Here is a 26,588-nt window from a genome sequence, read left to right as displayed (position 1 = left end):
CGGGGGCCGGATAGGAGATACAAGAGGCCAGCAGGCGTAGGGCAATCAGAGAGCTGTGGACCGGAAAAAAAGCGAAGAGGGCCTCCATGAGAAAAATATCGCCAACGGATGTGAGAAATGATTTCTTGAAGCAGCTTGTCGAGCTCGGCAGGTTTCACAACGCTTGCATGGCGGCGTTATCGACGGCATCCGATCAATCTAGGCTAACCGAACACAGTCTGCTGGCCGCTGCGGTCGCGTGGGAGGGCTTCGTTAGCGACATGTTTATCGCCTATATCAACGGCGACGCGACGCGCTTCAAAAAACACCTGAAAGACTCCTTTGAAGCACATGTGAACAGTGCAAGCACACCATCGAATGTCTACGTTTCGTTTGCCTCGCTTTCTTTCCCGCGTCACCTGACTAAAGAAGACGTTCAGCGGCTGGCGAACACCAGCGGGAACAACATCACGTTTTCCAACTTCGCCAAGTTGGAAGTCGGCGCAAAAAAGATGCTGGTGGCGGCTCATGCGCATAAGTTCACCTCGCTTAGCTCGCAGCAGAAGGCCGTGGTTGATGCCGTGATCGTGCTGCGAAATCATGTGGCGCACCGAAGCCGTCGATCGTCAGAGGCAATGAATACCGCTCTTAGCAAGGGAGCCCTACTTCATAGCGGCATCAAACGTGGACAAAACAAGTTTCACGATGTTGGCGCATGGCTGAAAGCCGTTCCTCCTGGGAGGGCCGACTCTCGACTCGGCACGATCATTGGCGCCTTGACTGCGATAGGTACGGCGTTCTAACGCCTTACCGAATTTCACGCGGAGGGGCTTGGAGGCCCATGTCGCCCTCACCTTCAGCCCCTGCCGCGCCAAGTGTTCCAATAGAGCCCTTCATGAGCGCCACCGACCCCACTCCCGGCCCCTGCCCCTGCGGCCGCACCGACCGTCGCGACAAGCCCATCGGCTACGCCCTGTGCTGTGGGCGCTACCTCGACGATTTCGAGAACACGCCGGCGCCCGACGCCGAATCGCTGATGCGTTCGCGCTACTCGGCCTTCGTGCTGGCGCGTGCCGACTACCTGCTCGCCACCTGGCATGCGTCGAAGCGGCCGGCGTCGGTCGAGTTCGAGCCGGGCGTCAAATGGCTGGGGCTGGACATCCGCTCGCGCTCGGTGCTCGACGCCGACCACGCCGAGGTCGAGTTCGTCGCCCGCCAGCGCGGCGCGACGGGCGTGGCGTTCCGCCTGCACGAGCGCAGCCGCTTCGTGCGCGAGGACGAGCGCTGGTTCTACGTCGACGGCGACCTGCACCAGCCCCCGGGTTGACGGCGGCGGGCTTCGGCCCGCACAATCGGCCCCGCTCCGGGGTGCACGCATGTGGCGTGCTGAGATGGCAAAGCTGCCGACCCGCGAACTTGATCCGGGTCATACCGGCGTAAGAAGAGCTGCACTCCCTGACTTCGGTCCGTCACTCCCTTTTCCGGTGGCGGGCCTCCCGAGGTCCACGAGCGATTGCGGAGCACCCTTTCCCTCAACAAGGAGTGCCTCCCGATGAATGCCCCCGACAAGTTCACCTCGCTGCTGTCGCTGACGCGCGAACCCTTTCCCGCGTCGCACAAGTGCGTCATTCCGGGCAGCCGGCCTGACCTGTTCGTGCCCGTGCGCGACGTGGCGCTGACCAACGGCGAAACCGTCTCCCTGTACGACACCTCGGGCCCCTACACCGACCCGAAGGTCGAGATCGACGTGCGCCGCGGCCTGCCCGACGTGCGCAGCGCCTGGGTCATCGAGCGTGGCGACACCGAAAGCTACGAAGGCCGCACGCACCACGCGCTGGACGATGGCGCCAAGAACGAAGACCGCGACGCGCAGCGCCTGGCCGAGCTGCGCGCCGGTGCCTCGGCGCTGCAGCGCACGCCGCGTCGCGCCAAGTCGGGCGCCAACGTCACGCAGATGCACTACGCGCGCCGCGGCATCGTCACGCCCGAGATGGAGTACGTGGCCCTGCGCGAGAACGGCAAGCGCGAGTGGATGGCCGAGTACCTGGCCAACGAGGAGCGTGCCAAGCGCGTGGCGGGCAACCCGATGGGCGCGAGCATTCCGCGCATCATCACGCCCGAGTTCGTGCGCGACGAAGTGGCCCGTGGCCGCGCGATCATTCCCGCGAACATCAACCACCCCGAGGTCGAGCCGATGGCCATCGGGCGCAACTTCAAGGTGAAGATCAACGCCAACATCGGCAACTCGGCCGTCACCTCGAGCATCGAGGAAGAGGTCGAGAAGCTGGTGTGGGCCATCCGCTGGGGCGCCGACAACGTCATGGACCTGTCGACTGGCAAGAACATCCACACCACGCGCGACTGGATCGTGCGCAACTCGCCGGTGCCCATCGGCACGGTGCCGATCTACCAGGCGCTCGAAAAGGTGGGCGGCGTGGCCGAAGACCTCACCTGGGAGATCTACCGCGACACGCTCATCGAGCAGGCGGAGCAGGGCGTCGACTACTTCACCATCCACGCGGGCCTGCGCCTGCCGTTCATTCACCTCACGGCGGACCGCATGACGGGCATCGTGTCGCGCGGCGGCTCGATCATGGCCAAGTGGTGCATCGCGCACCACAAGGAGAGCTTCCTCTACACGCACTTCGAAGACATCTGCGACATCATGAAGGCCTACGACGTGAGCTTCTCGCTCGGCGACGGCCTGCGCCCCGGCAGCGGTGCCGATGCGAACGACGAGGCCCAGTTCGCCGAGCTGCGCACGCTGGGCGAGCTCACGCAGATCGCCTGGAAGCACGACGTGCAGACCATGATCGAAGGCCCGGGCCACGTGCCGATGCACATGATCCAGGCCAACATGGACGAGCAGATCAAGCACTGCCACGAGGCGCCGTTCTACACGCTCGGCCCGCTGACCATCGACATCGCACCGGGCTACGACCACATCTCCAGCGCCATCGGCGCCGCGATGATCGGCTGGGCCGGCACGGCGATGCTCTGCTACGTAACGCCCAAGGAGCACCTGGGCCTGCCCGACCGCGACGACGTGAAGCAGGGGATCATTGCCTACAAGATCGCCGCGCACGCGGCCGACGTGGCCAAGGGCCACCCGGGAGCGCGCTCGCGCGACGACGCGCTGAGCAAGGCACGCTTCGAGTTCCGTTGGCAAGACCAGTTCAACCTGGGCCTGGACCCCGACACGGCGCGCGAATTCCACGACGAGACGCTGCCGAAGGACTCGAGCAAGGTGGCGCACTTCTGTTCGATGTGCGGCCCCAAGTTCTGCTCGATGAAGATCACGCAGGAAGTGCGTGAGTACGCGGCCAAGAAGGGCGTGGCCGAGGCGGCTGCCATGGCCGAGGGCATGGAAGAGAAGTCGAAAGAATTCATGGCCGGCGGCGGCGAGATGTACATCCCTATCCGCCCCGTCGCCTGAGGCCGTGAATGACCCGATAGCCTGAGTCTCCCCGTGCGGAAAGGGTGCGTTGCTACCATGGGGCCAGACCCCTGAACTCCTGCCTCGCAATGACCCCTTTCCCCTTTTCCGCCGTTCTCTTCGATTGCGACGGCGTGCTCGTCGATTCCGAACCCATCACCAACCGCGTGCTCGCCGACATGCTCGGCGAGCTCGGCTGGCAGCTCACGGCCGAGGAATCGATGAACATCTTCACCGGCAAGGCCGTGAAGGACGAGACGGCGCTCATCGAGGCCAAGACGGGCTTCAAGATCACCGACGACTGGCTGCGCGGCTTCCGCGCCCGTCGCAACGAGGCGCTGGACCGCGACCTCGTCGCCATTCCCCATGCACCCGCCGCCATCCGCGAAATCCATGCGCGCCTCAAGGGCCGCATTGCCTGCGCCTCGGGCGCCGACCGCCACAAGGTCGAGCTGCAGCTGGCCAAGGTCGGCCTGCTCGACTGCTTCGAGGGCCGCATCTTCAGCGGCCACGAGATGCCGCGCTCCAAGCCGCATCCCGACGTGTACCTGGCCGCGGCGGAAGCGCTCGGCGTCGACCCGACGCGCTGCGCGGTGGTCGAAGACACGGTCACCGGCGCAATGGCCGGCGTGGCCGCGGGCGCCACGGTGTTCGGCTACAGCACGGGCGAGTCGGGCCACAGCGGCCCGGGCGCGCTGCGCGCCGCGGGCGCCGTGGCCGTGTTCAGCGACATGACCGGGCTGCCCGCATTGCTGGCCGGCTACGGCCTGCAGGCGGCCTGAGTTTCTGGTGCAATGACGCCCGTCAGCGTGTGGCGCGCCCGTCGCCTTCACGCGCTCCTTCCCACGAATTCGCAAGGACCCCGCCCATGACCTCCGAGTACCAGACCGAGCAACCCGACCGCAGCGAGATCGACGCGCTCCAGGGCCCGGCCGTGGTGGAGTTCGGCACCAACTGGTGCGGCATCTGCAAGGCCGCGCAACCGAACATTGCCGAGGCCTTTGCCCAGTACCCGAACGTGCGCCGCATCAAGGTGGAAGACGGCAGCGGCCGCCCGCTGGGCCGTTCGTTCAACGTGCGGCTGTGGCCCACGCTGGTGTTCCTGCGCGACGGGCAACAGGTCGCGAAGCTGGTGCGGCCGGAAGACAGCCAGTCGATCGCCGATGCGCTGGCGTTGATCGATACGCCGGCCTGAGTTCCGTTATTCAGGGCGACGCTCCCGCCGACGGGGAGCCTTGCTCCGCGAATGTCCCCCGGGGCTTCGCCCCTCCTCCTTGATTTCGCTGCGCAAGGCACCCCATCGGCGTGAGCGTTGGGCAGTGCGGTTGGTCATCGACCGGCACAACGACAGCGCTCAGTGGGCGCAGGACACTGGGTGCTTCCCGCAGCGAAATCAAGGGGGAGGCCGCAGGCCGGAGGACATTCGCGGAGGGAAGTACCCGGTGGCCTGTGCACGCGCCCTGAACAAGCGCCCTACAGCCCCAGCTGCCGAAAATCCCGAGGCGCGTGCCCCGTCCACTGCAGGAACGCACGCGAAAAGCTCTTCTCGTTGCGAAAGCCCACCGCCAGCGCCACCTGCTTGATCGGCCGCGTGGTCCGGCGCAGTTGCTCGACTGCCAGTTCGTGCCGCACCTCGTTCTTCAGCACCTGCAGCGAGGTGCCCTCTTCATGCAGCTGCCGGTGCAGCGTGCGCCCCGACACATTCAGCAGCCCTGCCAGCGCCTCGGCCGTGGTGGCCTCGCCGGCGCGCGCGCGCAGCAGTTCGCGCACGCGCTGGCCCAGCAGGCGGTCGCGGCGGTACTGCAGCACCGTGAGCGGCAGGGCGCGCTTGAGCATGGTGCGCAGCGCGCGCTCGTCGCGCAGCAGCGGCAGCGCGAGGTAGCGCTCGTCGAAGCTGATGCTGGCCTGCGGCGCGTCGAAGTGCACGTCGGGCGTGAACATCAGCGGGTAGGCGTCGCGGTGCGGCGGCGCCGCGAACGGAAAGGTGGCCTGGCGCAGCGAGATGCGCGAGTCGATCGCCCAGCACACGTAGCCGTGCATGAAGCGCAGGCTGGTCACCAGGCAGAACTCGCGGAATGCGGGGTCGAGCGGGCGGTTCTCGGTGATGCGCAGCGTGGCCACGCCGCCGGCCACCTCCAGCGCGAGCGTGATGTCCTCGGTCAGCAGGCGGTGGTGGCGGCACCAGCGTTTCATGGCCACGCCCAGGTCGGGCGAGGTGAGCGAGGCGCGGCACAGCATGCCGTAGCTGCCCCAGGGCAGGCGGCGCGAGAACCAGCCCAGCGCCTCGTCGTCCAGCTCCTGCATCGCGTGGCCCGACAGCGCCTCGAACTGCGCGGCCGTCACCCGGGCGCCCGGGCGGGCCAGCTCGCGCGGCGCGATCTGTGCCGCCTGCAGGGCCTGCGCCGGGTCCTTGCCGTAGCGGGCATACCCTTGCACGATGGCTCGCACGAAGGCCATCGGCGTGACGGCGCGGGCGGGTCGCAGGAAGGCGGGGGACGACGTGGTGGAGGGCATCGCTCGTGGCGCAATTTGCAACCATTGTGGCGCCAATTGCGGCGCCACGAGGCGTAAGCTGCGTTTTTTCAAGCGCCATCCGCGCGGGCAGCCCTGCGCGCCGACCCTTTCAGAGGAGACAAGACTCATGCACGATTTCGGCCTCAACTTCGACCTGGGCGACGACATCGACGCGCTGCGCAGCGCGATCCAGGACTTCGCCGCCAACGAAATCGCGCCCCGCGCCGCCGAGATCGACCGCGACAACCTGTTCCCGCACGACCTGTGGCAAAAGCTCGGCGAGCTGGGCCTGCACGGCATGACGGTGAAGGAAGAATTCGGCGGCACGGAGCTAGGCTACCTGGCCCACATCGTGGCCATGGAGGAAGTCTCGCGCGCCTCGGCCTCGGTGGGCCTGTCGTACGGCGCGCACTCCAACCTGTGCGTGAACCAGATCCACCGCAACGGCAGCGAAGCGCAGAAGAAGAAATACCTGCCCAAGCTGGTGAGCGGCGAGCACGTGGGCGCGCTGGCCATGAGCGAGCCCAACGCCGGCTCCGACGTGGTGAGCATGAAGCTCAAGGCCGACAAGAAGGACGGCTACTACGTGCTCAACGGCGGCAAGATGTGGATCACCAACGGCGGCGACGCCGACACGCTGGTCATCTACGCCAAGACCGAACCCGAAATGGGCGCGCGCGGCATGACCGCCTTCATCGTCGAGAAGAACTTCAAGGGCTTCTCGGCGGGCACCAAGCTCGACAAGCTCGGCATGCGCGGCTCCAACACCTTCCCGCTGTTCTTCGACAACTGCGAAGTGCCCGAAGAGAACGTGCTCGGCGGCGAAGGCATGGGCGCCAAGGTGCTGATGAGCGGCCTGGACTACGAGCGCGCCGTGCTCTCGGGCGGCCCGCTGGGCATCATGGCCGCCTGCATGGACGCCGTGATCCCCTACATCCACGAGCGCCAGCAGTTCGGCCAGAGCATCGGCGAGTTCCAGCTGATGCAGGGCAAGATCGCCGACATGTACTCGACCTGGCAGGCCACCCGCGCCTACGTGTACGCCGTGGGCAAGGCCTGCGACCGCAACGACCATGCGCGCACCTTCCGCAAGGACGCGGCCGGCGCCATCCTGTACTCGGCCGAGAAGGCGACCTGGATGGCCGGCGAGGCGATCCAGACGCTGGGCGGCGTGGGCTACACCAAGGACTTCCCGGTCGAGCGGCTGTGGCGCGACGCCAAGCTGTACGAGATCGGCGCGGGCACGAGCGAAGTGCGCCGCATGCTGATCGGTCGCGAGCTGTTCAGCGAAACCGCATAAGCCGCGCTGCACACCCTCACCCCACCCTCTCCCCGCAGGGAGAGGGCGCCAGACAAGGAGACAAGACGATGCCACTGACGCAGAGCCTGGCCCAAGGCGCCACGGACGTCCCCCTCATCGAGCAAGCCATCGGCGACTTCTTCGACGACATGGTCGAGAAGCAGCCTGAACGCGAAGCCCTCGTCAGCCGCCACGAAGGCCAGCGCTTCACCTACCGCGAACTGCAGACCGCGTCGAACAAGCTGGCCAGCGCGCTGCTGAACCTGGGGCTCGTGCCCGGCGACCGCGTGGGCATCTGGTCGCACAACAACGTGCCCTGGGTGCTGATGCAGATCGCCACCGCCAAGGTCGGCCTGATCCTCGTGAACATCAACCCCGCCTACCGCACCTCGGAGCTCGAGTACGCGCTCAACAAGGTCGGCTGCAAGGCGCTGGTGACGATGGCGCAGTTCAAGACCAGCGACTACCTGGGCATGCTGCGCGAGCTGGGCCCGGCCAAGCTGCCGCTGCTGCAGCACACCTTCTGGATCGACAAGCCCGGCCAGGGCGACGAGCAGCCCGGCATGCGCCGCTTCAGCGAGCTGCTGGCCGGCGGCGATGCGGCCGACGCGCGCGTGGCCGCCACGCAGAAGACGCTGAAGGCCACCGACCCGATCAACATCCAGTTCACCAGCGGCACCACGGGCTTTCCCAAGGGCGCAACGCTCACGCACCGCAACATCCTGAACAACGGCTTCTTCATCGGCGAGTGCATGAGGCTCACGCCGGCCGACCGCCTGTGCATTCCGGTGCCGCTGTACCACTGCTTCGGCATGGTGCTGGGCAACCTGGCCTGCCTCACGCACGGCTCGGCCATCGTGTACCCGAACGACGGCTTCGACCCGCTCACGGTGCTCGAGACCGTGCAGGCCGAGAAGTGCACGGGCCTGCACGGCGTGCCCACGATGTTCATCGCCGAGCTGGACCATCCGCGCTTCAAGGAGTTCGATCTGTCGACGCTGCGCACCGGCATCATGGCCGGCTCGCCGTGCCCCATCGAGGTGATGAAGCGCGTGGTCAACGAGATGCACCTGGGCGAGATCACCATCGCCTACGGCATGACCGAGACCAGCCCCGTGAGCTGCCAGAGCAGCACCGACACGCCGCTGGACCGCCGCGTGTCGACCGTGGGCACGGTGCAGCCGCACCTCGAGGTGAAGATCATCGACCCCGAGACCGGCGCGATCATGCCGCCGGGCCAGTCGGGCGAGCTGTGCACGCGCGGCTACTCGGTGATGCACGGCTACTGGGAGGACGAGCCCAAGACGCGCGAGGCCATCGACGCCGAGCGCTGGATGCACACCGGCGACCTCGCCACGATGGATGCCGAGGGCTACGTGAACATCGTCGGGCGCATCAAGGACCTGGTGATCCGCGGCGGCGAGAACATCTACCCGCGCGAGATCGAAGAGTTCCTGTACCGCCACCCGAAGGTGCAGGACGTGCAGGTGGTCGGCCTGCCCGACAAGAAGTACGGCGAAGAGCTGTGCGCCTGGATCATCGTCAAGCCCGGCCAGACGGCCACCGACACCGAGATCCGCGACTTCTGCAAGGGCCAGATCGCGCACTACAAGGTGCCCAAGTACATCCAGTTCGTTTCCGAGTTCCCGATGACGGTGACCGGCAAGATCCAGAAATTCAAGATCCGCGACGCCATGACCGAGCAGCTCGGTCTCAGCCAAGAAAAGACAGCATGAGCAAACTCGAAACCAAACTCAACGCACGGTCCGCAGACTTCCAGGCGAACGCTGCCGCCATGCGCGCGCTGGTCGACGACCTGCAGCAGCAGTTCGCGAAAGTGGAGCAGGGCGGCGGCGAGGCCGCGCGCGCCAAGCACACGGCGCGCGGCAAGCTGCTGCCGCGCGACCGCGTGGCCGAGCTGCTCGACCCGGGCACGCCCTTCCTCGAAATCGCGCCGCTGGCCGCGCATGCGATGTACCTCGATGCCAAGGGGGCCGAGTCGGCACCGGGCGCCGGCATCATCGCGGGCATCGGTCGGGTGAACGGCGTGGACTGCATGATCGTGTGCAACGACGCCACCGTGAAGGGCGGCACCTACTACCCGATGACGGTCAAGAAGCACCTGCGCGCGCAGGAGATCGCCGAGCAGAACCGCCTGCCCTGCATCTACCTCGTGGACTCGGGCGGCGCCAACCTGCCGAACCAGGACGAGGTGTTCCCCGACCGCGATCACTTCGGCCGCATCTTCTACAACCAGGCCAACATGAGCGCCCAGGGCATCCCGCAGATCGCGGTGGTCATGGGCTCGTGCACGGCCGGCGGCGCGTACGTGCCGGCGATGAGCGACGAATCGATCATCGTGAAGAACCAGGGCACCATCTTCCTGGGCGGCCCGCCGCTCGTGAAGGCAGCCACCGGCGAGGTCGTGTCGGCCGAAGACCTGGGCGGCGGCGACGTGCACACGCGCCTGTCGGGCGTGGTCGATCACCTGGCGCAGAACGACCTGCACGCGCTGGCGCTGGCGCGCTCGGCAGTGGCCAACCTCAATGCGAAGGCCGCCGACACGCCGCAAGGCGCCGCGGTGCGCGCGCCCGACTTCCCGCGCGAAGAGCTGTACGGCGTGATCCCCACTGACACGCGCAAGCCCTTCGACGTGCGCGAGATCATTGCGCGCATCGTCGACGGCAGCGAGTTCCACGAATTCAAGGCGCGCTTCGGCGCCACGCTGGTCTGCGGCTTTGCCGAGATCGAGGGCATGCCCGTGGGCATCATCGCGAACAACGGCATCTTGTTCAGTGAGTCGGCGCAGAAGGGCGCGCACTTCATCGAGCTGTGCTGCCAGCGCAAGATCCCGCTGGTGTTCCTGCAGAACATCACCGGCTTCATGGTGGGCCGCAAGTACGAGAACGAAGGCATCGCGCGCCACGGCGCCAAGATGGTGACGGCCGTGGCCACCGCCAACGTGCCCAAGTTCACGATCATCATCGGCGGCAGCTTCGGCGCCGGCAACTACGGCATGTGCGGCCGTGCGTACAGCCCGCGCTTCCTCTGGATGTGGCCCAACGCGCGCATCAGCGTGATGGGCGGCGAGCAGGCCGCGAGCGTGCTCGCTACGGTGAAGCGCGACGGCATCGAGCTGAAGGGCGGCAGCTGGAGCGCCGACGAGGAAGAGGCCTTCAAGGCCCCGATCCGCCAGCAGTACGAAGACCAGGGCCACCCCTACTACGCCACCGCGCGCCTGTGGGACGACGGCATCATCGACCCGGCCGACACGCGCCGCGTGCTGGCACTGGGCCTGGCTGCGTCGCGCAACGCGCCGATCCCCGAACCGAAGTTCGGCATCTTCCGCATGTGACGAGGGGCACCGCATGAGCAGCACCTTCACCAAGCTGAACCTCGCCATCGACGGCGCGGTCGCACGCATCTGGCTCGACCAGCCCGACGCGCGCAACGCCTTCGACGACGTCGTGATCGCCGAGCTGACGCAGGCCTTCCTTGAAGCCGGCGCCGCGCCGCAGGTCAAGGCCATCGTGCTCGGCGCGAACGGCCCGGCCTTCTGCGCGGGCGCCAACCTCAACTGGATGCGCCGCATGGCCGACTACACGCGGGGCGAGAACCTCGCCGACGCGGGCAAGCTGGCCGACATGCTGCGCACCATTGCCGAGTGCCCCAAGCCCACCATCGCGCGCGTGCAGGGCGATGTGTACGCGGGCGGCATGGGGCTCGTGGCCGCGTGCGACATGGCCGTGAGCGTCGACACCGCGTGGTACTGCCTGAGCGAAGTGAAGATCGGCCTCGTGCCCGCGACCATCAGCCCGTACGTGCTGCGCGCCATGGGCCCGCGCGCGTCGCAGCGCTACTTCCTCACGGCCGAACGCTTCACCGCCGCCGAGGCGCACCGCATCGGTTTCGTGCATGAAGTGGTGGCCGCCGACGCGCTCGACGCCAAGGTCGACGAGCTGCTGAAGGCACTCACCGGCGCCAGCCCCGCCGCCGTGCGCGCCTGCAAGCAGCTGATCGCCGACGTGGCCGGCCGCGAGATCGACAGCGCGCTCATCGCCAAGACCGTCGAAGGCATCGCCGACATCCGCGCCAGCGACGAAGGCCGCGAGGGCGTGCAGGCTTTCCTGCAGAAGCGCAAGCCGTCCTGGCTCGCCGGCTGACAGCCAACCAAGGACCGCCATGAACGCACTCGACATGCCGCAACTGCTCGCACTGGCCGCCGCCATCGGCTGGGCCAGCGGCGTGCGTCTGTACCTCGTCGTGCTGCTGACCGGCCTGGTCGGCTACTTCGGCTGGGTGCCGCTGCCTGCGGGGCTGCAGATGCTCGCGCATCCGATCGTGCTCGCGGTCAGCGGTTTCATGGTGTTCGTCGAGTTCTTCGCCGACAAGATCCCGGGCCTGGACTCGCTGTGGGACGTGGTGCACACCGCCATCCGCATCCCCGCCGGCGCGGCGCTCGCGGCCAGCGTGTTCGGTGCCGACCATGGCGCCATGGCCGTCGTGGCGGCGCTGCTGGGCGGCGGCTTCGCGGCCACGGCGCATGCGGCCAAGGCCACCACGCGCGCGGCCATCAACACCTCGCCCGAGCCGTTCTCGAACGTCGGTGCTTCGCTGGTCGAAGACTCGATGGTGCCGGCCGGGCTGTGGCTCGCGGTGGCGCATCCGCTGGTCTTTCTGGTGCTGTTCGTCTTCGTGCTCGTGCTCAGCGTGTGGCTCATCCGCAAGAGCTGGCGTTTCTTGCGCGCGCTGTTCAGCCGCGTGGCACGCATCTTCAGTGGCCGGCCCGATCCGGGCGTCACGTCCGCCTTTCAACTGAAAAAGAATCCTCCGGGAGACACTCCGAATGTTTAAGAAGATCCTCATCGCCAACCGTGGCGAGATCGCCTGCCGTGTCGCAGCAACCGCACGTCGCATGGCCGTTCGCACCGTGGCGGTGTACTCCGATGCCGATGCGCACGCCAACCATGTGCGCGCCTGCGACGAGTCGGTGTACCTCGGCGGCAGCGCCCCGAAGGACAGCTACCTGCGCTGGGAAAAGATCCTCGAGGCCGCCAAGGCCACGGGCGCCGAAGCCGTGCACCCCGGCTACGGCTTCCTGAGCGAGAACGAAGAGTTCGCGCAGGCCTGCGCCGACGCCGGCCTGGCCTTCATCGGCCCGCCGCCCTCGGCGATCAAGGCCATGGGCCTGAAGGCCGAGTCGAAGCAGCTGATGGAAAAGGCCGGCGTGCCGCTGGTGCCCGGCTACCACGGCGCCGACCAGGACCCGGCGCTGCTGCAGCGCGAGGCCGACCGCATCGGCTACCCGGTGCTCATCAAGGCCAGCGCCGGCGGCGGCGGCAAGGGCATGCGCGCGGTCGACAAGGCCGCCGATTTCGAGGCCGCACTGGCCTCGTGCAAGCGCGAAGCCATCAACAGCTTCGGCGACGACGCGGTGCTGATCGAGAAGTACGTGCAGCGCCCGCGCCACATCGAGATCCAGGTGTTCGGCGACACGCAGGGCAACTACGTCTACCTGTTCGAGCGCGACTGCTCGGTGCAGCGCCGCCACCAGAAGGTGCTCGAAGAGGCGCCTGCGCCCGGCATGACCGAGGCGATGCGCAAGCAGATGGGCGAAGCGGCCGTGGCCGCGGCGCGCGCCGTGAACTACGTGGGTGCGGGCACGGTGGAGTTCATCGTCGAGCAGCGCGAAGGCGGCGAGATGAACTTCTTCTTCATGGAGATGAACACGCGCCTGCAAGTGGAGCACCCGGTGACGGAAGCGATCACGGGCCTCGACCTGGTGGAGTGGCAACTGCGCGTGGCCTCGGGCGAGCCGCTGCCCGCCAAGCAATCGGAACTGCAGATCCACGGCCACGCCATCGAGGCGCGCATCTGCGCCGAGAACCCCGACAACAACTTCCTGCCCGCCACCGGCACCTTGCGCGTGTACCGCAAGCCGCAGGCCACCGCCTTCCAGCGCAGCCGCGTGCGCATCGACGACGGCGTGCGCGAAGGCGGCGAGATCTCGCCCTTCTACGACTCGATGATTGCCAAGCTCATCGTGCACGGCAGCACGCGCGCCGAGGCGCTGGCCCGGCTCGATGCCGCGCTGGCGCAGGTGCAGATCGTGGGCGTGTCGACCAACGTGCAGTTCTTGCGCGGCATCCTGGCGACCGAGTCGTTCTCGACGGCCAACCTCGACACCGCGCTCATCGAGCGCGAGCGCGCCGTGCTGTTCGACCGTGAGCCGCTGGGCCTGCCGCTGGCCGCCGCCGCCGCCATCACGCGCACGCTGGTCACCGAGTGGCCGACGCAGCTGCCCGACCCCTTCGAGCGCCGCGACGGCTGGCGCGCGCATGGCGAATACAAGCGCCGCTTCGACTTCGAGTTCCGCGGCGCCGAGCACAGCGCACTGCTGACCTACCGCCGCGACGGCGGCCTGCACCTCGAAGTGGGCGGTGTCGAAGGCCCGCTCACCATCGGGCGTTTTCCCTCGGGCGAGTTCGAGCTCGAGTTCGCCGGCACGCGCCAGACCCTCGACGTGCACCTGGACGGCGCCACCGCCCACGTGTTCGCGTCGAAGGGCGCCACGCGCCTCACGGCCATCGACCGCCTCGCCCATGCGGGCGACACCCACGCCGAAGGCGGCCGCCTCACTGCGCCGATGCCCGGCAAGGTCGTGTCCTTCGCGGTCAAGGCCGGCGACAAGGTCAGCCGCGGCCAGCCGCTGGCCGTGATGGAAGCCATGAAGATGGAGCACACCATCGCCGCGCCGGCCGACGGCACGGTGGAAGAACTGATGTTCTCGCCGGGCGAGCAGGTGGCGGAGGGCGACGAATTGTTGCGAATGGCGGCTGCCGCTTAACCCCGATCCGGGCGCTCGCCCGTATCAGCGGTGGTAGTCATTCTTTTCAAGGAGTCCTGATGAGCCGCCGCACCCTTTCCATATCGACCTCCCGCGCCGCCGTGCGCCACCGCGCAGGCGCTGTCCTGCTGGCCCTGGCGGCCGCCCTGTCGCTGGCCGGCTGCGACCGCCAGCGCAGTGCCGAATCGGCCGCGCCGGCCTCCGCGTCCATGCCGGCGCCGCCGATGGGCTATGGCGGTGCCATGAAAGCACAGCGGGCGAGCGCACCGCAGGCCGAGATCGCCGCGTCGCAGTCCGACGAGGCGCGGGGCGGCAGTAGCGAGACCGCGCTGCAGCGCTTCCTGGCCGTGCGGCAGGACCTGAGCGTCGAAGTGCCGGCCGAACAGCTGGCCGACGCCTGGGGCAAGGTGCGCGACCTGTGCGGCACGCTGAAATGCGAGCTGCTGTCGTCTTCGCTGCTGCGCGAGACGCCGCAGCAGCCGGGCAACGCCCTGCTCGAGATGCGCGTGGAACCCGCCGACGTCGACAAGCTGCTCGGTGGCCTGGCCGGCGTGGCGAACGTGGTCTCGCACACCACCACCAGCGAGGACAAGACCTCCGAGGTGATCGACGTCGAGGCCCGCATCAAGAACCGCACCGAGTTCCGCGACAGCCTGCGCGTCATGCTGCGCGACACCGTCACCAAGCGCACCATGGCCGACCTGCTGGCGATCCAGCGCACGCTGTCGGACACGCAGGCCGAGCTCGACGCCATCGCCACCCAGCGCAAGGTGCTGGCGCAGCAGACCAGCAAGCAGCACATCCAGATCCAGTTCACGCCCAAGCGCGCGCTGGTGAGCGGCAGCGACGGCTACAGCCCGATGGCGCATGCGCTGCGCAACGCCGGCGACGTGCTGGCCGAAAGCGTGGGTGCGCTCATCACCTTCGTGGCCGCGGCGCTGCCGTGGCTGCTGCTGGTGGTGCTGCCCGTGGGATGGCTGGTGCGGGTGCTGTGGCGTCGTCGCCGCGCCAAGGTGGCGTGAGACACTGCGCGCCGGCCGCGCCCGACACAGCGCGGCCGCACGACAAGAAGGAGGGGCCGCATGGCGGGGCGATTTCGGAAGTTTCTTGCGGGACTGGGCCTGGGGAAGGCGCAGGACGATGGGGCGGTGCCTGCCTCTGTGCCGGCTGCGCCTGAACCGGCGCCACCGCCCGCAGCGCCCCCTGCACTGCGCTACACCTTCGACGTCAAACCCGCCCAGCCCATGGCGCGGTTGATCGCCGCCCCATGGGCCTCGGCGCCCCCGACGCCGCCGAAGCCCTTGAAGCGCCCACCACGGAACCCGCCCGCGCCACCCGTCGAGGCACCTCCGCCGCAGTTCGACGCGACACCGGACCTGCCGGAGCCCTTCGGCTACAAGGTCTGCTGGTTTGCCGTGCAAGCCTCGGACCCCGCACAAGTGCTCGATGCCCTCGGATGGGCGTCCGAAGGGCCGGCCAACTGGCACACCGGCATCGCGGCGGCCTACCGCCGAACGTCTGGCGGACAGGCCCCCTGGGTGTTCGCATCACCGCCCGTCGAGGGCTGGGTGTTGCTCGTGGGGGACGGCCTGCCGTATCCCGCCGTGTACCCGGAGGACCGCCTCGAAGGCATCGGGCAGGCCTTCGACGTGATCTTCACGCGCCTGAAGGACCACTTCGGCGAAGCGCAATTCTTTGGCAGCCACCGTGTCGCCGACTTCGTCACCTGGGCGCGCGCACGCCGCGGCGAGCCCGGGCGGCAGTTCTGCTATGCAGGCAGCAGCGGCGAGGTGTATGCGAACGTGGGCGCACAGAGCGCCGAGGAAGCCGCACTGGGCTTTGCCGTGCTCAGCGGACTGTCGCCGGTCGATGCGCGCGATCGGCTCTCGGACCTGCTCGAGGATGAATTCGCACGGGAGGCAGCGCTGGTCGCCTCAGGCATGTCGCGGCGCGACGCCGACCGCCAGGTCCGTCCGACTGGCCGTAGCGTCGTGCCCGGCGAAGAGGACGTCACGGCGCTTGCCGATGCGTGGAGTGTCGACCCGACGCAGCTCGACGAAGCGGACCGGGGTTACGTGCCGGGCGTGGGGTTGATGGCCCGCGTTCCGACGGACCTGGGGCAAGCGCCCGTCAGCCCACCACCACTTCACTGATCTGCATCACCGGCGCAATGTCGGTGTAGTTCTTCACGTCGCCCATGATCTCCTTCACGTGCGGGCCGAAGGCCTTCTGGAAGGACTCGACCGACTCGGCGAACACGTGGCACATGCCGACGTAGGTGGGCGGCGAGCCCGGTGCGCCGCCGCCCAGGCCCTTGTCGATGGTGTACGAGAGGCAGGCGTCGCCCATGCGGGCCTTGAGCATCGGCATGTGCTGGTCGCGGTAGTAGTCGTGGTCGAACCGCGCGCCGGGGGTGTGGGGGTACATCACGCTGACTTTGATCATGGAAGGTGTCTCCTGGGTGGCTGAATGCGGTCGAGCATAGGAGATGGCGCGCGACGCAACAAGCCGGTGCCTTCTAAGATGGCGCCCATGCGAATCTCCGTCTACCTCACCGACAACCGTCCCGATCCCTGGATCGATGGCCTGAAGGCCGAACTCCCCGAAGCCACCATCGAAGCCTGGACGCCCGGCGCGCCGCAGGCCGACCACGGCGTGGTGTGGGCGCCGCCCCAGCAGTTCCTCGACGAGCAGCCCGACCTGCGCGGCCTGTTCAACATCGGCGCGGGCGTCGATGCGCTGCTCAAGCTCAAGGTGCCGGCGCACACGCGCATCGTGCGGCTCGACGACGCGGGCATGTCGGTGCAGATGGCCGAGTACGTGTGCCACACGCTCATCCGCCACTTCCGCGAATTCGACGTGTACGAGGCCGATGCGCGCGAGGGCAAGTGGAGCTACCGCAAGCCGAAGCTGCGGCGCGACTTCCCGGTCGGCATCATGGGTCTGGGCGTGCTCGGCGAGCGCGTGGCCAAGGCCGTGGCGCAGTTCGAATTTCCGGTGCTCGGCTGGAGCCGTTCGCCCAAGGCGCTCGACGGCGTGCAGGTGTTCAGCGGCGAAGCGCAGTTCGACGAGTTCCTGGCCTCCACGCGCGTGCTGGTCAACCTGCTGCCGCTGACCGAAGCCACGCGCGGCATCCTGAACCGCACGACGCTGGGCAAGCTCAAGCCCGAGGGCTACCTCATCAGCATCGCGCGCGGCGGCCACCTGGTGGAAGACGACCTGATCCCGATGCTCGACGCCGGCCAGCTCGCGGGCGCCACGCTCGACGTGTTCCAGGTCGAGCCGCTGCCGGCCGACCACGCCTTCTGGCGCCACCCGAAGATCACCGTCACGCCGCACGGCTCGGCGCGCACGCTGCGCGAGGAGTCCATCGCCCAGATCGGCGGGAAGATCCGCGCGATGGAGCAGGGCCTGCCGATCGCCGGCATCGTCGATCCCGTCCGCGGCTACTGACGGCCCTGCGCCGACGACGACGGTCCGGCTGACACGCGGCCGGCGGGGGAAAACCCCGACGCTTTTGTTTTTCACATACGAGAAAATTTCTTCATGGTTGTGAAAACAGCGTTCCGCGTGATCGAGATCGTCGAGCTCTTTGCCCGGGAGAAGCAGCCGCTGGCCCTGTCCGAGATGGCGCGGCTGCTCGACATGCCGGTGTCCAGCTGCCTGGGCCTGATCCGCACGCTCGAAGAGCAGGGCTACATGTACGAGACCGGCCGCCGCCAGGGCTACTACCCCACGGGGCGGCTGCTGGCCATGGCGCAGGTCATCGCCGCGCACGACCCGGTGCTCGACCGGGTGAAGGCCACGCTCGAGGAGCTGCGCGACGCCGCCTGCGAAACGGTGGTGTTCGGCAAGTTCCGCGATGCCGAGCACGTCGTGTACCTCGACGTGCTGAGCGCACCGCAGCGCATCCGCTACACGGCCGAGTCGGGCGAAACGCGCCCCGCGTACGCCAACTCGCTGGGCCGCGCGCTGCTGTCCACGCTCGCGCCCGAAGCGCGCCGCAAGCTGCTCGAGGGCATGACGCTCGCGCCCCTCACCGACGCCACGCTCACCACCGCCGACGCCATCGAGGCCGAGCTGCAGCGCGGCGCCGCACGCGGCTGGTACGGCAACCTGGGCGAAAGCATTCCCGACCTGATCGGCCTGGCCTGGCCGCTGCGCATCGGCGGCGAGGCCTACGCGATCTCGGTGGCCGGCCCGCGCTACCGCATGGAAGCGCGCATCGACGACATCGCCGCGATGCTGCGCTCGGCGTGCCTCGCGATCGAACCCAAGACAGAGAACCCCCGATGACCGCAACCGCTGCACGCTACTTTGTCCGCGAGGACGAGATCACCGGCTACCACCCCGCCAACCACACCGGCACGCTGAACAAGCGCCTGATCGGTCCCGAGACGGTGGGGGCGAAGCAGCTCGAGGTGCTGGTGGGCCACATCCAGAAGGGAAAGGGCGCGCTGCCGCATGCGCACCCGGGCATCGAACAGGTCTGCTACATGCTCCAAGGCCGCGCGGTCGCCGAGGTGGGCGGCCAGCGGCAGGAGCTGCATCCTGGCGACAGCTGCTTTTTTCCGGCCGACGCGATGCACACCTTCACGGTGGTGAGCGACGAGCCGGTGCGCGTGCTGGTGATCTACAGCCCGCCGTACGAGGAATCGCCGGAGCGCGTGATCCGGCCCTGAACGACAACCCCGGAGACACAACCATGCAGACGAAGAACGCGACAGAAACAGTCGCGGTGGAAAGCCGCCGCCGTTTCATTTCCATCGGCGCTGCGGCGGGCCTGGCGGGCGCCGTGCCCTGGGCCTTCGCGCAGGACGGCGGTTACCCGAAGCAGCCGATCAAGCTCATCGTGCCTTTCGCGGCCGGCAGCGGCACCGACGCGGTGGCGCGCATCACCGCGCAGATGCTGGGCGAGGCGCTCAAGGCCTCGGTGATCGTCGACAACCGGGCCGGCGCCAGCGGCGTGATCGCGGCCGAGCTGGTGGCCAAGGCGCCGCCCGACGGCTACACGCTCTTCATGACGACCAACACCACGCACTCGGCCAACCCGAGCCTGATGAAGTCGCTGCCCTACGACCCGGTGAAAGACTTCGCGCCTGTCAGCCGCATGGGCAACCTGCCGTTCATGCTGGTGGTGAACAACGACCTGCCCGTGAAGAGCGTGGCCGAGCTGCTGGCCTGGGGCCGCGCGCATCCGGGCAAGCTCACCTATGCGAGCGGCAACAGCACCGGCATCGTGAGCGGCGCCACGCTGTCGCGCATGAGCGGCATCCCGATGCTGCACGTGCCCTACAAGAGCACGCCGCCGGCCATCGCCGACCTCATCGGCGGACAGGTGTCGATGATGGTGGTCGACCTTGCCGCGGGGCTCGCCACGGTCAAGGCCGGCAAGATGCGCGCCATTGCGGTCACCACGCAGGAGCGCACCAAGCTCTTTCCCGAACTGCCGCCGCTGGCCGACACGCCCGAGCTCAAGGGCTTCGACATCACTTCGTGGAACGGCGTGTTCGCGCCGGCCGGCACGCCGCGCGAGGTCGTGCTGAAGCTCAACAAGGCGCTGTCGGAGATGGCGAACGGCGCCGCCTTCCGCGAGCGTGTGACGAAGCTGGGCTTCGATGCGTTCGGCAGCACGCCGGAGGAACTCGGGGCGTTCACCGTGTCCGAGCTGGCGAAGTGGAAGAAGCTGATCCAGGCCGCGGGCATCCAACCCGAATGAGCGCGACCGGTTCTCTCGGCCCTCTCGAAGGCATCCGCATCCTCGACCTCACGGCCGTGGTGATGGGCCCGTACGCCACGCAGACCCTCGGCGACCTCGGCGCCGACGTCATCAAGGTCGAGCCGCCGTCGGGCGACAACCTGCGCGCCGTCGGCCCGATGCGCCATGCCGGCATGGGCGCGATGGCGATGCACCTGAACCGCAACAAGCGCTCCATCGTGCTCGACCTCAAGCAGCCCGAGGGCCGCGAGGCCTGCCTGCGGCTCGCGGCGGGCTGCGATGCGCTCATCTACAACACGCGCCCGCAGGCGATGGCGCGGCTGGGGCTCGGCTACGAGGCCGTGGCCGCGGTCAACCCGAAGATCGTGTACCTCGGCGCCTTCGGCTACGGCGAAGAAGGCCCGTATGCCGGCAAGCCTGCGTACGACGACCTGATCCAGGGCGCGGCCGGCGTCGCCTCGCTCTTCGCGCAGCAAAGCGGCGGTGCGCCGCGCTACGCGCCCGTCACGCTGGCCGACCGCGCCGTGGGCCTGCAGGCCGCCATCGCACTGCTCGCCGCCGTGCTCAGCGCGCAGCGCACCGGCCAGGGCCAGGCCGTGGAAGTGCCGATGTTCGAGGCGCTCTCCCAGTTCGTCATGGGCGACCACCTCGGCGGCCACAGCTTCGAGCCGCCGCTCGGCCCCACCGGCTACGCGCGCCTGCTCGCGGAGCACCGCAAGCCCTACGCCACGGCCGACGGTTACCTCGGCGTGCTCATCTACAACGACAAGCACTGGCAGGCCTTCTTCGACGTGATCGGCCGGCCCGAGCTGCGCAGCTCGCCGATGTTCGGCACGCACACGGCGCGCGCCGCGAACATCGGCGCGGTCTACGCATTCGTCGCTGAGGTGATGGCCACGCGCGGCAGCGACGAATGGATGGCGCTGCTCGAAGCCGCCGACATCCCGGTCGCGCGCCTGCACACCACCGAGAGCCTGCTCGACGACCCGCACCTGCGCGCCGTCGATTTCTTCCCCGAGTTCGACCACCCGAGCGAAGGCCGCATCCGCACGCTCGCGCCTGTCGGCCGCTACAGCGCCACGCCCGCGGCCATCCGCCGGCCCGCGCCGCGCATCGGCGAACAGAGCGTGGAGCTGCTGCGCGAAGCGGGCTATGCGGACGACGCCATCGACCGCATGCTCGCGCGCGGCGTCACGCTGCAGCCGGAACCCACGAAAGACAGCGAATGAATTTCTCCCTGAACGAAGACCAGCGCTCGCTCGTCGCGGCCATCGAGCGCCTGTGCGAAGACTTTCCCATCGACTACTGGCGCGACCACGACGACCGCGCCGTGTTCCCGCACGAATTCCACCGCGCCGTCGCCGACAGCGGCTGGCTCGGCATCGCGATGCCCGAGGCGCAGGGCGGTGCGGGGCTGGGCATCACCGAGGCGGCGCTGATGATGCGTGCCATCAGCGCATCGGGCGCGGGCATGTCGGGCGCCTCGTCGGTGCACATGAACATCTTCGGCCTCAACCCGGTGGTGGTGTTCGGCACCGAGGCGCAGCGCCAGCGCTTCCTGCCGCCGCTGATCGCGGGCACCGAGAAGGCCTGCTTCGCCGTGACCGAACCCGACGCGGGGCTCGACACCACGAGCCTCAAGACGCAGGCGGTGCGCCAGCCGAACGGCAGTTATGTACTGCACGGCCGCAAGATCTGGATCTCGACCGCGCAGGTGGCCGACCGCATGCTGATCCTCACGCGCACCACGCCGCTCGACCAGGTGAAGAAGCCCACGCAGGGCCTCACGCTGTTCTACACGGCGCTGGACCGCAGCAAGGTCGAGGTGCGCGAGATTCACAAGCTGGGCCGTGCGGCGGTCGACTCGAACATGCTCTTCATCGACGGCCTCGAAGTGCCCGAGGAAGACCGCATCGGCGAGGAAGGGCGCGGCTTCGAATACATCCTGCACGGCCTGAACCCCGAGCGCATATTGATCGCGGCCGAAGCCATCGGCATCGGCCGCGCCGCGCTGCGCATCGCTTCGCAGTACGCGCAGGAGCGCGTCGTCTTCGGCCGCCCCATCGGCCAGAACCAGGGCGTGGCGCATCCGCTCGCGCGCGCCTGGGCCAACCTGGAGGCGGCCGACCTGATGATGCTCAAGGCCGCGACGCTGTACGACGCGGGCGAGCCCTGCGGCATCGAGGCCAATGCCGCCAAGTACCTCGCGGCCGAGGCGGCGCACGACGCCTGCCAGAACGCCGTGCTCACACTGGGTGGCATGGGTTACGCGAAGGAATACCATGTCGAGCGCCTGCTGCGCGAGAGCTACATCCCGCGCATCGCGCCGGTCAGCCCGCAGATGATCCTGAACTTCATCGCCGAGAAGGCACTGGGGCTGCCGAAGTCGTACTGACCCACTTGCCATGAACGCCAACGCCACCATCACCCGCCATCTCGTCGTCCACGGCCTCGTGCAGGGCGTGGGTTATCGCTGGTCGATGGTGCAGGCCGCGCAGCGGCTCCGCGTGCGCGGCTGGGTGCGCAACCGGCGCGACGGCAAGGTCGAAGCGCTCGTGGCCGGCGAGGCCGATGCGGTCGAGGCGCTGGTGCACTGGGCGCGCCAGGGGCCGGCCGGTGCGCGCGTGGAGGCGGTCGATGTGAGCGAGGCCGACGCCACGGGCGATCTGCCCGACGGTTTCGCGCAGCGCGAAACCGTCTAGCGGCTGTTTTCCTGCGGGGCCGACCGGTTGGCACCATTTGCAACCCCACAGGCGCGCATTGCTACCTTCCGCGACTTGTGTACCAAGCAGCGCAAGCCCATGTGTCGGACAATCGAAGCCGGTTTTTCATCCCCCTCCCGCGACAGCGACACCAGAGACATCCCATGAAACTCCCCACCCAGGTCAAGCTCGTCGACGTCGGTCCGCGCGACGGCCTCCAGAACGAAAAGCAATCCGTCTCCGCCGAGGTCAAGATCGGCCTCGTGCACCGCCTGCAGGACGCCGGCCTGAAAGAGATCGAGGTCACCAGCTTCGTTTCGCCCAAGTGGGTGCCGCAGATGGCCGACAACGCCGAAGTGATGCACGGCATCGTGCGCAAGCCGGGCGTTCTCTACTCGGTGCTCACGCCCAACATGAAGGGTTTCGAGGCCGCCATCGCCGCGCCCCGCGAAGAATGGCCCGACGAGATCGTGGTGTTCGGCGCCGCGAGCGAGGCCTTCAGCCAGAAGAACATCAACTGCTCGATCGCCGAGAGCATCGAGCGCTTCGCGCCCGTGGTCGAGGCCGCGCGCGCCAAGGGCATCGCCGTGCGCGGCGCGATGTCGTGCACCGTGGGCTGCCCCTACGAAGGCGAGATCGCGCCGGCCAAGGTCGGCTACCTCGCGCAACTGATGAAGGGCATCGGCGTGCAGCGCGTGGACGTGGCCGACACCATCGGCGTGGGCACGCCGCGCAAGGTGCAGGCGGCCATGGAGGCCACGCTGGCGCACTTCGGTGTCGACGCCATCTCCGGCCACTTCCACGACACCTACGGGCAGGCGCTGGTCAACACGCTGGCGGCGCTCGAGCTGGGCGTGTGGAACTTCCAGTCGTCCTCGGCCGGCCTGGGCGGCTGCCCCTACGCCAAGGGCGCGACGGGCAACGTGGCGACCGAAGACGTGGTCTACATGCTGCACGGCATGGGCATCGCCACCGGCATCGACCTGGACAAGCTCATCGACGCGGGCGTGTACATCAGCGAAGCGCTGGGCCGCGAACCGAACTCGCGCGCCTCGAAGGCGATCCGCACCAAGCGCGCGGGCTGAGCCTTCCTTCTTTCTTTTCAGCGCCCGAAGGCGCGCAGCCCCAGCAGCACCACCACCGCCGCGGCCAGCAGCACGGTGGTGCACTGCCAGAAGAGCACCGGGCGGCGCTCGATCAACGGCGGCATCCGCGCACTCCAGAACTCCGGGCCCGGCGCGCGCAGGTCGTGCGCGAACTCCGACACCGCCTGCTGCCGCTTCGCGGCCTGCGGGTGCAGCGCCTTCTGCAGCACGGCATCGACCCAGGCGGGCAGCTCGGGCCGCAGGTGGCGCACGGGCACACAGCGCAGCCGCCCCACATCGGCTTGCGTGCGGATGCGCGACACCTGCAGGCCGTAGGGCAGCTGGCCGCACAGCATCTGGTAGACGATCGCGGCCAGCGAGAACAGGTCGGAGCGCGCGCTGCCGCCGTGGCCGGTGAAGTACTCGGGCGCGGTGTACTGCAGCGTGCCTTCGATGGCGAGCGCGCGGGCTTCGCCGCTGCCGTCGGCCAGGCCGGCCACGTGGGTCGCGGCCAGGTCGATGATCTTCACGGTGCCGGCGCGGTCGATCATCACGTTCTCGGGCCGCAGGTCCTGGTGCAGCATCTCCTTGCCGTGCAGCGCCTGCAGCCCGCGCGCCAGCTGCGCGACGATGCCGCGCACGCTGTCCAGGTCGGGCCGGGGGTGGTCGATCATCCATTGCGCGAGCGTGTGGCCGTCGACGTACTCCATGGCCACGTACAGGTGCGCGCGTGGGCGCTCGACGGCGCTGGCCTTGAGCACGTGCGGGCTGTCGATGCGCCGCGCCACCCACTCCTCGAGCACGAAGCGGTCGAGGTAGCCGGGGTCGTCGCGCAGGTCGACCGACGGCAGCTTCAGCACGGCGGGCTGGCCGGTGGCGTCGTCGGTGGCCAGGTAGACGTGGCTGCGCGCGCTCATGTGCAGCTCGCGCACGAGGCTGAAGCCCTCGAAGCGGGCCCGCGGCGCCAGCGCCGGCGGCATCGCCAGGCCTTCGCGCTGCAGCTGCGCGGGCGGCGCGGCGGCGTCGGGCAGCTCGTCGATGCGCAGCAGCTGCACCGTGATGTCGTCGGTGCTGCCCCGGGTGCGCGCGGTTTCCGCGAGCCAGCGTGCTGCTTCGTCGAAGTCGTCGGCGTGCAGCGCCAGCGCCTCGTGCACGGCGGCCGCGTCCAGGTGCGTGTAGGCGCCGTCGGTGGCCAGCAGGTAGACCTCGCCGACCTCGGCTTGCCAGCAGCGGTGGTCGATCTCCACATGGGCGCCCGCGCCCAGCGCGCGCCCGAGGTACGACTCCACCGACGACACGCGCACGCGGTGGTCCTCGGTGAGCTGCTCGAGCGCGCCGGCGTGCAGTCGGTGGATGCGCGCGTCGCCCACGTGCAGCAGGTGCGCGTCGCGGCCCTTGAGGATCAGCGCGCTGAAGGTGCAGACGTAGCCGCTGTCCTTGTCGAAGCGCGCGTCGCTGCGCATCGTCTGCGCGTGCAGCCAGGCGTTGGTGGCGCCCAGCACGCGCTGCGCCGCGCGCTGCACCGACCAGGTGTCGGAGGTGGCGTAGTAGTCGTCGAGAAAGCCGCGCACGGCCGCCGCGCTCGCCACCTGGCTCACGCGGCTGGAGCCGATGCCGTCGGCCAGCGCCACGGCGATGCCCTTGGACGCACGCAGCGCGCCCTCGGGCAGCATGGCGCCGTGGAAGTCCTGGTTGACCGGCGCGTGAAGCCCCGCCAGCGAATGCTGGCCGAGTGTCACGCGCAGCTGCTTGCGCGGCGGCGCGGGCATGCGAACGATGCGGTGGCTCAGCCGGCGACGCGCTTGGCCGCCGTCTTGTAGTGCGTGGCGTACAGCGTGAGGCCCACGAAGGTCAGGCCGCCGACGAGGTTGCCGATCACGGTGGGCAGTTCGTTCCAGATCAGGTAGTCCATGAAGGTGAACTTGCCGCCCAGCATCAGGCCGGCGGGGAACAGGAACATGTTGACGATCGAGTGCTCGAAGCCCATGTAGAAGAAGACCATCACGGGCATCCACATGCCGATGGCCTTGCCCGACACGGTGGTCGACATCATGGCCGCGACCACGCCGGTCGAGACCATCCAGTTGCACATCACGCCGCGAATGAACAGCGTGAGCATGCCGGCCGCGCCGTGCGCCGCATAGCCGACGGTGCGGCCTTCGCCGATGTGGCCGAGCTTCTCGCCGATGGCGTTGGGCGCCTCGCTGAAGCCGAAGGTGAAGATGATCGCCATGAACACCGCCACCGTGAGCGCGCCGGCGAAGTTGCCCACGAACACCAGGCTCCAGTTGCGCATCACGCCGGCCCAGGTGGCGCCGGGGCGCTTGTCGAGCACGGCCAGCGGCGCCAGCGTGAACACGCCGGTGAGCAGGTCGAAGCCCAGCAGGTACAGCATGATGAAGCCGACCGGGAACAGCATCGCACCCACCAGCGCGTTGCCGGTGTTCACGGTGATGCTCACGGCGAAGGCCGCGGCCAGCGCGAGGATGGCGCCGGCCATGTACGAGCGGATCAGCGTGTCGCGCGTGGACATCAGCAGCTTGGATTCACCGGCGTCGACCATCTTGGTCACGAATTCGGCAGGGGCGAGGTAGGCCATTCGGGGTCCTTGGAGAGAGGCTGAAAAAATCGGAAGAGGGCGAAGCGGCGTCAGGCCAGCGCGACGAGCACGCGGCCGTCCTCGACGCGCACCGCATGCGCGCGCACCGAGTGCTCGGGCGCCTCCAGGCATTCGCCGCTGCGCAGGTCGAAGTGGTTCTTGTAGAGCGGCGAAGCCACGACGATGCGCTCGCCCAGGCTGCCGACCAGCCCGCGCGAGAGCACGCTGGCGCCGGCCTTCGGGTCGACGTTGTCGATGGCGAAGAGCGAGGGCTCCTGGCCGACGCGGAAGATCGCGACATGCACGCCGTCGACCAGCGCGCACACGCCGGTGTCGGGGAGGATGTCGCCGGCGGCGCACACGGCGGTCCAGTTCAGGGTGTCGGTGGTCATGGGGTTTCCTTCGTT

26 protein-coding genes and 1 riboswitch are annotated in these 26,588 nt (G+C 68.5%); of the genes, 21 read left to right on the top strand and 5 right to left on the bottom strand.

Going from position 1 to position 26,588, the window contains the following annotated elements; genetic code table 11:
• Positions 1-125: 125 nt before the first annotated feature.
• From AC1RL8_RS26115 to AC1RL8_RS26095, 5 genes are all read left to right on the top strand, one after another.
• Entirely contained in the window at positions 126-782 is a 657-nt protein-coding gene (locus tag AC1RL8_RS26115) for a hypothetical protein (RefSeq protein ID WP_492686414.1), read from the top strand.
• Positions 783-874: 92 nt separating this feature from the next.
• Positions 875-1,306: a YchJ family protein gene (locus AC1RL8_RS26110; RefSeq protein WP_095746929.1), complete on the top strand. Its 432-nt coding sequence runs from the start codon at positions 875-877 to the stop codon at positions 1,304-1,306.
• 27 nt (positions 1,307-1,333) lie between these two features.
• A riboswitch (TPP riboswitch) is annotated at positions 1,334-1,439 on the top strand.
• A 92-nt stretch (positions 1,440-1,531) separates the two neighbouring features.
• The gene (thiC, locus tag AC1RL8_RS26105; RefSeq protein ID WP_492686415.1) at positions 1,532-3,415 is read left to right on the top strand and encodes a phosphomethylpyrimidine synthase ThiC; all 1,884 of its coding nucleotides are present in this window, start codon (positions 1,532-1,534) and stop codon (positions 3,413-3,415) included.
• Between the two features lie 89 nt (positions 3,416-3,504).
• Positions 3,505-4,197, top strand: coding sequence for an HAD family hydrolase (locus AC1RL8_RS26100; RefSeq protein ID WP_307584285.1), 693 nt, complete (start codon positions 3,505-3,507; stop codon positions 4,195-4,197).
• 86 nt (positions 4,198-4,283) lie between these two features.
• Positions 4,284-4,610 carry a thioredoxin family protein gene (locus AC1RL8_RS26095; protein ID WP_492686416.1) on the top strand — a complete coding sequence of 109 codons (327 nt, stop codon included), beginning with the start codon at positions 4,284-4,286 and terminating at the stop codon, positions 4,608-4,610.
• 278 nt (positions 4,611-4,888) lie between these two features.
• On the opposite strand, the gene AC1RL8_RS26090 is transcribed toward AC1RL8_RS26095, so the two are convergent.
• Entirely contained in the window at positions 4,889-5,929 is a 1,041-nt protein-coding gene (locus AC1RL8_RS26090) for an AraC family transcriptional regulator (protein WP_062478709.1), read from the bottom strand.
• A gap of 127 nt (positions 5,930-6,056) precedes the next feature.
• On the opposite strand from AC1RL8_RS26090, the gene AC1RL8_RS26085 reads away from it, so the two are divergent.
• The 8 genes from AC1RL8_RS26085 to AC1RL8_RS26050 all read left to right on the top strand — a co-directional run bounded on the left by AC1RL8_RS26085 (position 6,057) and on the right by AC1RL8_RS26050 (position 16,229).
• Complete coding sequence (locus AC1RL8_RS26085; RefSeq protein ID WP_062478706.1) at positions 6,057-7,229, top strand: isovaleryl-CoA dehydrogenase; 1,173 nt, start codon at positions 6,057-6,059, stop codon at positions 7,227-7,229.
• A gap of 68 nt (positions 7,230-7,297) precedes the next feature.
• Entirely contained in the window at positions 7,298-8,965 is a 1,668-nt protein-coding gene (locus AC1RL8_RS26080) for an AMP-binding protein (protein WP_492686417.1), read from the top strand.
• Complete coding sequence (locus tag AC1RL8_RS26075; protein WP_307584289.1) at positions 8,962-10,584, top strand: carboxyl transferase domain-containing protein; 1,623 nt, start codon at positions 8,962-8,964, stop codon at positions 10,582-10,584. The genes AC1RL8_RS26080 and AC1RL8_RS26075 overlap by 4 nt, the downstream gene beginning before the upstream one ends.
• Positions 10,585-10,597: 13 nt before the next feature.
• A complete protein-coding gene (locus tag AC1RL8_RS26070; RefSeq protein WP_492686418.1) occupies positions 10,598-11,392 on the top strand; it encodes an enoyl-CoA hydratase/isomerase family protein in 795 nt (264 codons plus the stop codon).
• A 19-nt stretch (positions 11,393-11,411) separates the two neighbouring features.
• A complete protein-coding gene (locus AC1RL8_RS26065) occupies positions 11,412-12,083 on the top strand; it encodes a DUF4126 domain-containing protein (RefSeq protein WP_095947914.1) in 672 nt (223 codons plus the stop codon).
• On the top strand, positions 12,076-14,076 hold the full coding sequence (locus tag AC1RL8_RS26060; RefSeq protein WP_492686419.1) for an acetyl/propionyl/methylcrotonyl-CoA carboxylase subunit alpha: 2,001 nt from the start codon (positions 12,076-12,078) through the stop codon (positions 14,074-14,076). The genes AC1RL8_RS26065 and AC1RL8_RS26060 overlap by 8 nt, the downstream gene beginning before the upstream one ends.
• A gap of 59 nt (positions 14,077-14,135) precedes the next feature.
• Entirely contained in the window at positions 14,136-15,098 is a 963-nt protein-coding gene (locus tag AC1RL8_RS26055) for a DUF4349 domain-containing protein (RefSeq protein ID WP_492686420.1), read from the top strand.
• A gap of 60 nt (positions 15,099-15,158) precedes the next feature.
• The gene (locus AC1RL8_RS26050; protein ID WP_493196611.1) at positions 15,159-16,229 is read left to right on the top strand and encodes a hypothetical protein; all 1,071 of its coding nucleotides are present in this window, start codon (positions 15,159-15,161) and stop codon (positions 16,227-16,229) included.
• Here AC1RL8_RS26050 and AC1RL8_RS26045 read toward each other — a convergent pair.
• Positions 16,207-16,521, bottom strand: a complete 315-nt coding sequence (locus AC1RL8_RS26045; RefSeq protein WP_062477314.1) for an EthD family reductase — start codon at positions 16,519-16,521, stop codon at positions 16,207-16,209. The genes AC1RL8_RS26050 and AC1RL8_RS26045 overlap by 23 nt on opposite strands.
• An 87-nt stretch (positions 16,522-16,608) precedes the next feature.
• Between AC1RL8_RS26045 and AC1RL8_RS26040 the strand changes: the two genes are divergently transcribed.
• The 8 genes from AC1RL8_RS26040 (at position 16,609) to AC1RL8_RS26005 (ending at position 23,582) form a co-directional block, all read left to right on the top strand.
• Positions 16,609-17,529: a 2-hydroxyacid dehydrogenase gene (locus AC1RL8_RS26040; RefSeq protein WP_492686422.1), complete on the top strand. Its 921-nt coding sequence runs from the start codon at positions 16,609-16,611 to the stop codon at positions 17,527-17,529.
• A 93-nt stretch (positions 17,530-17,622) separates the two neighbouring features.
• A complete protein-coding gene (locus AC1RL8_RS26035) occupies positions 17,623-18,372 on the top strand; it encodes an IclR family transcriptional regulator (RefSeq protein ID WP_062477316.1) in 750 nt (249 codons plus the stop codon).
• Positions 18,369-18,758, top strand: coding sequence for a cupin domain-containing protein (locus AC1RL8_RS26030; RefSeq protein WP_492686423.1), 390 nt, complete (start codon positions 18,369-18,371; stop codon positions 18,756-18,758). Before AC1RL8_RS26035 ends, AC1RL8_RS26030 begins: the two co-directional genes overlap by 4 nt.
• A 23-nt stretch (positions 18,759-18,781) precedes the next feature.
• Positions 18,782-19,795 carry a Bug family tripartite tricarboxylate transporter substrate binding protein gene (locus AC1RL8_RS26025; protein ID WP_492686424.1) on the top strand — a complete coding sequence of 338 codons (1,014 nt, stop codon included), beginning with the start codon at positions 18,782-18,784 and terminating at the stop codon, positions 19,793-19,795.
• Entirely contained in the window at positions 19,792-21,024 is a 1,233-nt protein-coding gene (locus AC1RL8_RS26020) for a CaiB/BaiF CoA transferase family protein (RefSeq protein WP_492686425.1), read from the top strand. Before AC1RL8_RS26025 ends, AC1RL8_RS26020 begins: the two co-directional genes overlap by 4 nt.
• A complete protein-coding gene (locus AC1RL8_RS26015; protein ID WP_159272784.1) occupies positions 21,021-22,190 on the top strand; it encodes an acyl-CoA dehydrogenase family protein in 1,170 nt (389 codons plus the stop codon). Before AC1RL8_RS26020 ends, AC1RL8_RS26015 begins: the two co-directional genes overlap by 4 nt.
• A gap of 10 nt (positions 22,191-22,200) precedes the next feature.
• Positions 22,201-22,497 carry an acylphosphatase gene (locus tag AC1RL8_RS26010; protein WP_492686426.1) on the top strand — a complete coding sequence of 99 codons (297 nt, stop codon included), beginning with the start codon at positions 22,201-22,203 and terminating at the stop codon, positions 22,495-22,497.
• 164 nt (positions 22,498-22,661) lie between these two features.
• Entirely contained in the window at positions 22,662-23,582 is a 921-nt protein-coding gene (locus AC1RL8_RS26005) for a hydroxymethylglutaryl-CoA lyase (protein ID WP_492686427.1), read from the top strand.
• Between the two features lie 17 nt (positions 23,583-23,599).
• Here AC1RL8_RS26005 and AC1RL8_RS26000 read toward each other — a convergent pair whose 3' ends face one another.
• The 3 genes from AC1RL8_RS26000 to nirD are packed head-to-tail and all read right to left on the bottom strand — an operon-like array spanning position 23,600 to position 26,573.
• Positions 23,600-25,351, bottom strand: coding sequence for a bifunctional protein-serine/threonine kinase/phosphatase (locus tag AC1RL8_RS26000; RefSeq protein ID WP_492686428.1), 1,752 nt, complete (start codon positions 25,349-25,351; stop codon positions 23,600-23,602).
• A gap of 17 nt (positions 25,352-25,368) precedes the next feature.
• On the bottom strand, positions 25,369-26,181 hold the full coding sequence (locus tag AC1RL8_RS25995) for a formate/nitrite transporter family protein (RefSeq protein ID WP_369645300.1): 813 nt from the start codon (positions 26,179-26,181) through the stop codon (positions 25,369-25,371).
• A 50-nt stretch (positions 26,182-26,231) separates the two neighbouring features.
• The gene (gene nirD / locus AC1RL8_RS25990; RefSeq protein ID WP_062477342.1) at positions 26,232-26,573 is read right to left on the bottom strand and encodes a nitrite reductase small subunit NirD; all 342 of its coding nucleotides are present in this window, start codon (positions 26,571-26,573) and stop codon (positions 26,232-26,234) included.
• Positions 26,574-26,588 lie beyond the last annotated feature (15 nt).

The sequence above is a fragment of the Variovorax sp. GW822-FHT04E09 genome, assembly GCF_058800845.1.
The sequence above is the reverse complement of the archived record's forward strand: the minus strand, read 5'-3'. Positions and strand labels throughout refer to the sequence as shown.

Bases quoted from the DNA above. Each gene is read 5' to 3' on its own strand.
- AC1RL8_RS26110 (WP_095746929.1), top strand. From the start codon at position 875: ATGAGCGCCACCGACCCCACTCCCGGCCCCTGCCCCTGCGGCCGCACC.
- thiC (WP_492686415.1), top strand. From the start codon at position 1,532: ATGAATGCCCCCGACAAGTTCACCTCGCTGCTGTCGCTGACGCGCGAA.
- AC1RL8_RS26100 (WP_307584285.1), top strand. From the start codon at position 3,505: ATGACCCCTTTCCCCTTTTCCGCCGTTCTCTTCGATTGCGACGGCGTG.
- AC1RL8_RS26095 (WP_492686416.1), top strand. From the start codon at position 4,284: ATGACCTCCGAGTACCAGACCGAGCAACCCGACCGCAGCGAGATCGAC.
- AC1RL8_RS26090 (WP_062478709.1), bottom strand. From the start codon at position 5,929: ATGCCCTCCACCACGTCGTCCCCCGCCTTCCTGCGACCCGCCCGCGCC.
- AC1RL8_RS26085 (WP_062478706.1), top strand. From the start codon at position 6,057: ATGCACGATTTCGGCCTCAACTTCGACCTGGGCGACGACATCGACGCG.
- AC1RL8_RS26080 (WP_492686417.1), top strand. From the start codon at position 7,298: ATGCCACTGACGCAGAGCCTGGCCCAAGGCGCCACGGACGTCCCCCTC.
- AC1RL8_RS26075 (WP_307584289.1), top strand. From the start codon at position 8,962: ATGAGCAAACTCGAAACCAAACTCAACGCACGGTCCGCAGACTTCCAG.
- AC1RL8_RS26070 (WP_492686418.1), top strand. From the start codon at position 10,598: ATGAGCAGCACCTTCACCAAGCTGAACCTCGCCATCGACGGCGCGGTC.
- AC1RL8_RS26065 (WP_095947914.1), top strand. From the start codon at position 11,412: ATGAACGCACTCGACATGCCGCAACTGCTCGCACTGGCCGCCGCCATC.
- AC1RL8_RS26060 (WP_492686419.1), top strand. From the start codon at position 12,076: ATGTTTAAGAAGATCCTCATCGCCAACCGTGGCGAGATCGCCTGCCGT.
- AC1RL8_RS26055 (WP_492686420.1), top strand. From the start codon at position 14,136: ATGAGCCGCCGCACCCTTTCCATATCGACCTCCCGCGCCGCCGTGCGC.
- AC1RL8_RS26050 (WP_493196611.1), top strand. From the start codon at position 15,159: ATGGCGGGGCGATTTCGGAAGTTTCTTGCGGGACTGGGCCTGGGGAAG.
- AC1RL8_RS26045 (WP_062477314.1), bottom strand. From the start codon at position 16,521: ATGATCAAAGTCAGCGTGATGTACCCCCACACCCCCGGCGCGCGGTTC.
- AC1RL8_RS26040 (WP_492686422.1), top strand. From the start codon at position 16,609: ATGCGAATCTCCGTCTACCTCACCGACAACCGTCCCGATCCCTGGATC.
- AC1RL8_RS26035 (WP_062477316.1), top strand. From the start codon at position 17,623: ATGGTTGTGAAAACAGCGTTCCGCGTGATCGAGATCGTCGAGCTCTTT.
- AC1RL8_RS26030 (WP_492686423.1), top strand. From the start codon at position 18,369: ATGACCGCAACCGCTGCACGCTACTTTGTCCGCGAGGACGAGATCACC.
- AC1RL8_RS26025 (WP_492686424.1), top strand. From the start codon at position 18,782: ATGCAGACGAAGAACGCGACAGAAACAGTCGCGGTGGAAAGCCGCCGC.
- AC1RL8_RS26020 (WP_492686425.1), top strand. From the start codon at position 19,792: ATGAGCGCGACCGGTTCTCTCGGCCCTCTCGAAGGCATCCGCATCCTC.
- AC1RL8_RS26015 (WP_159272784.1), top strand. From the start codon at position 21,021: ATGAATTTCTCCCTGAACGAAGACCAGCGCTCGCTCGTCGCGGCCATC.
- AC1RL8_RS26010 (WP_492686426.1), top strand. From the start codon at position 22,201: ATGAACGCCAACGCCACCATCACCCGCCATCTCGTCGTCCACGGCCTC.
- AC1RL8_RS26005 (WP_492686427.1), top strand. From the start codon at position 22,662: ATGAAACTCCCCACCCAGGTCAAGCTCGTCGACGTCGGTCCGCGCGAC.
- AC1RL8_RS26000 (WP_492686428.1), bottom strand. From the start codon at position 25,351: ATGCCCGCGCCGCCGCGCAAGCAGCTGCGCGTGACACTCGGCCAGCAT.
- AC1RL8_RS25995 (WP_369645300.1), bottom strand. From the start codon at position 26,181: ATGGCCTACCTCGCCCCTGCCGAATTCGTGACCAAGATGGTCGACGCC.
- nirD (WP_062477342.1), bottom strand. From the start codon at position 26,573: ATGACCACCGACACCCTGAACTGGACCGCCGTGTGCGCCGCCGGCGAC.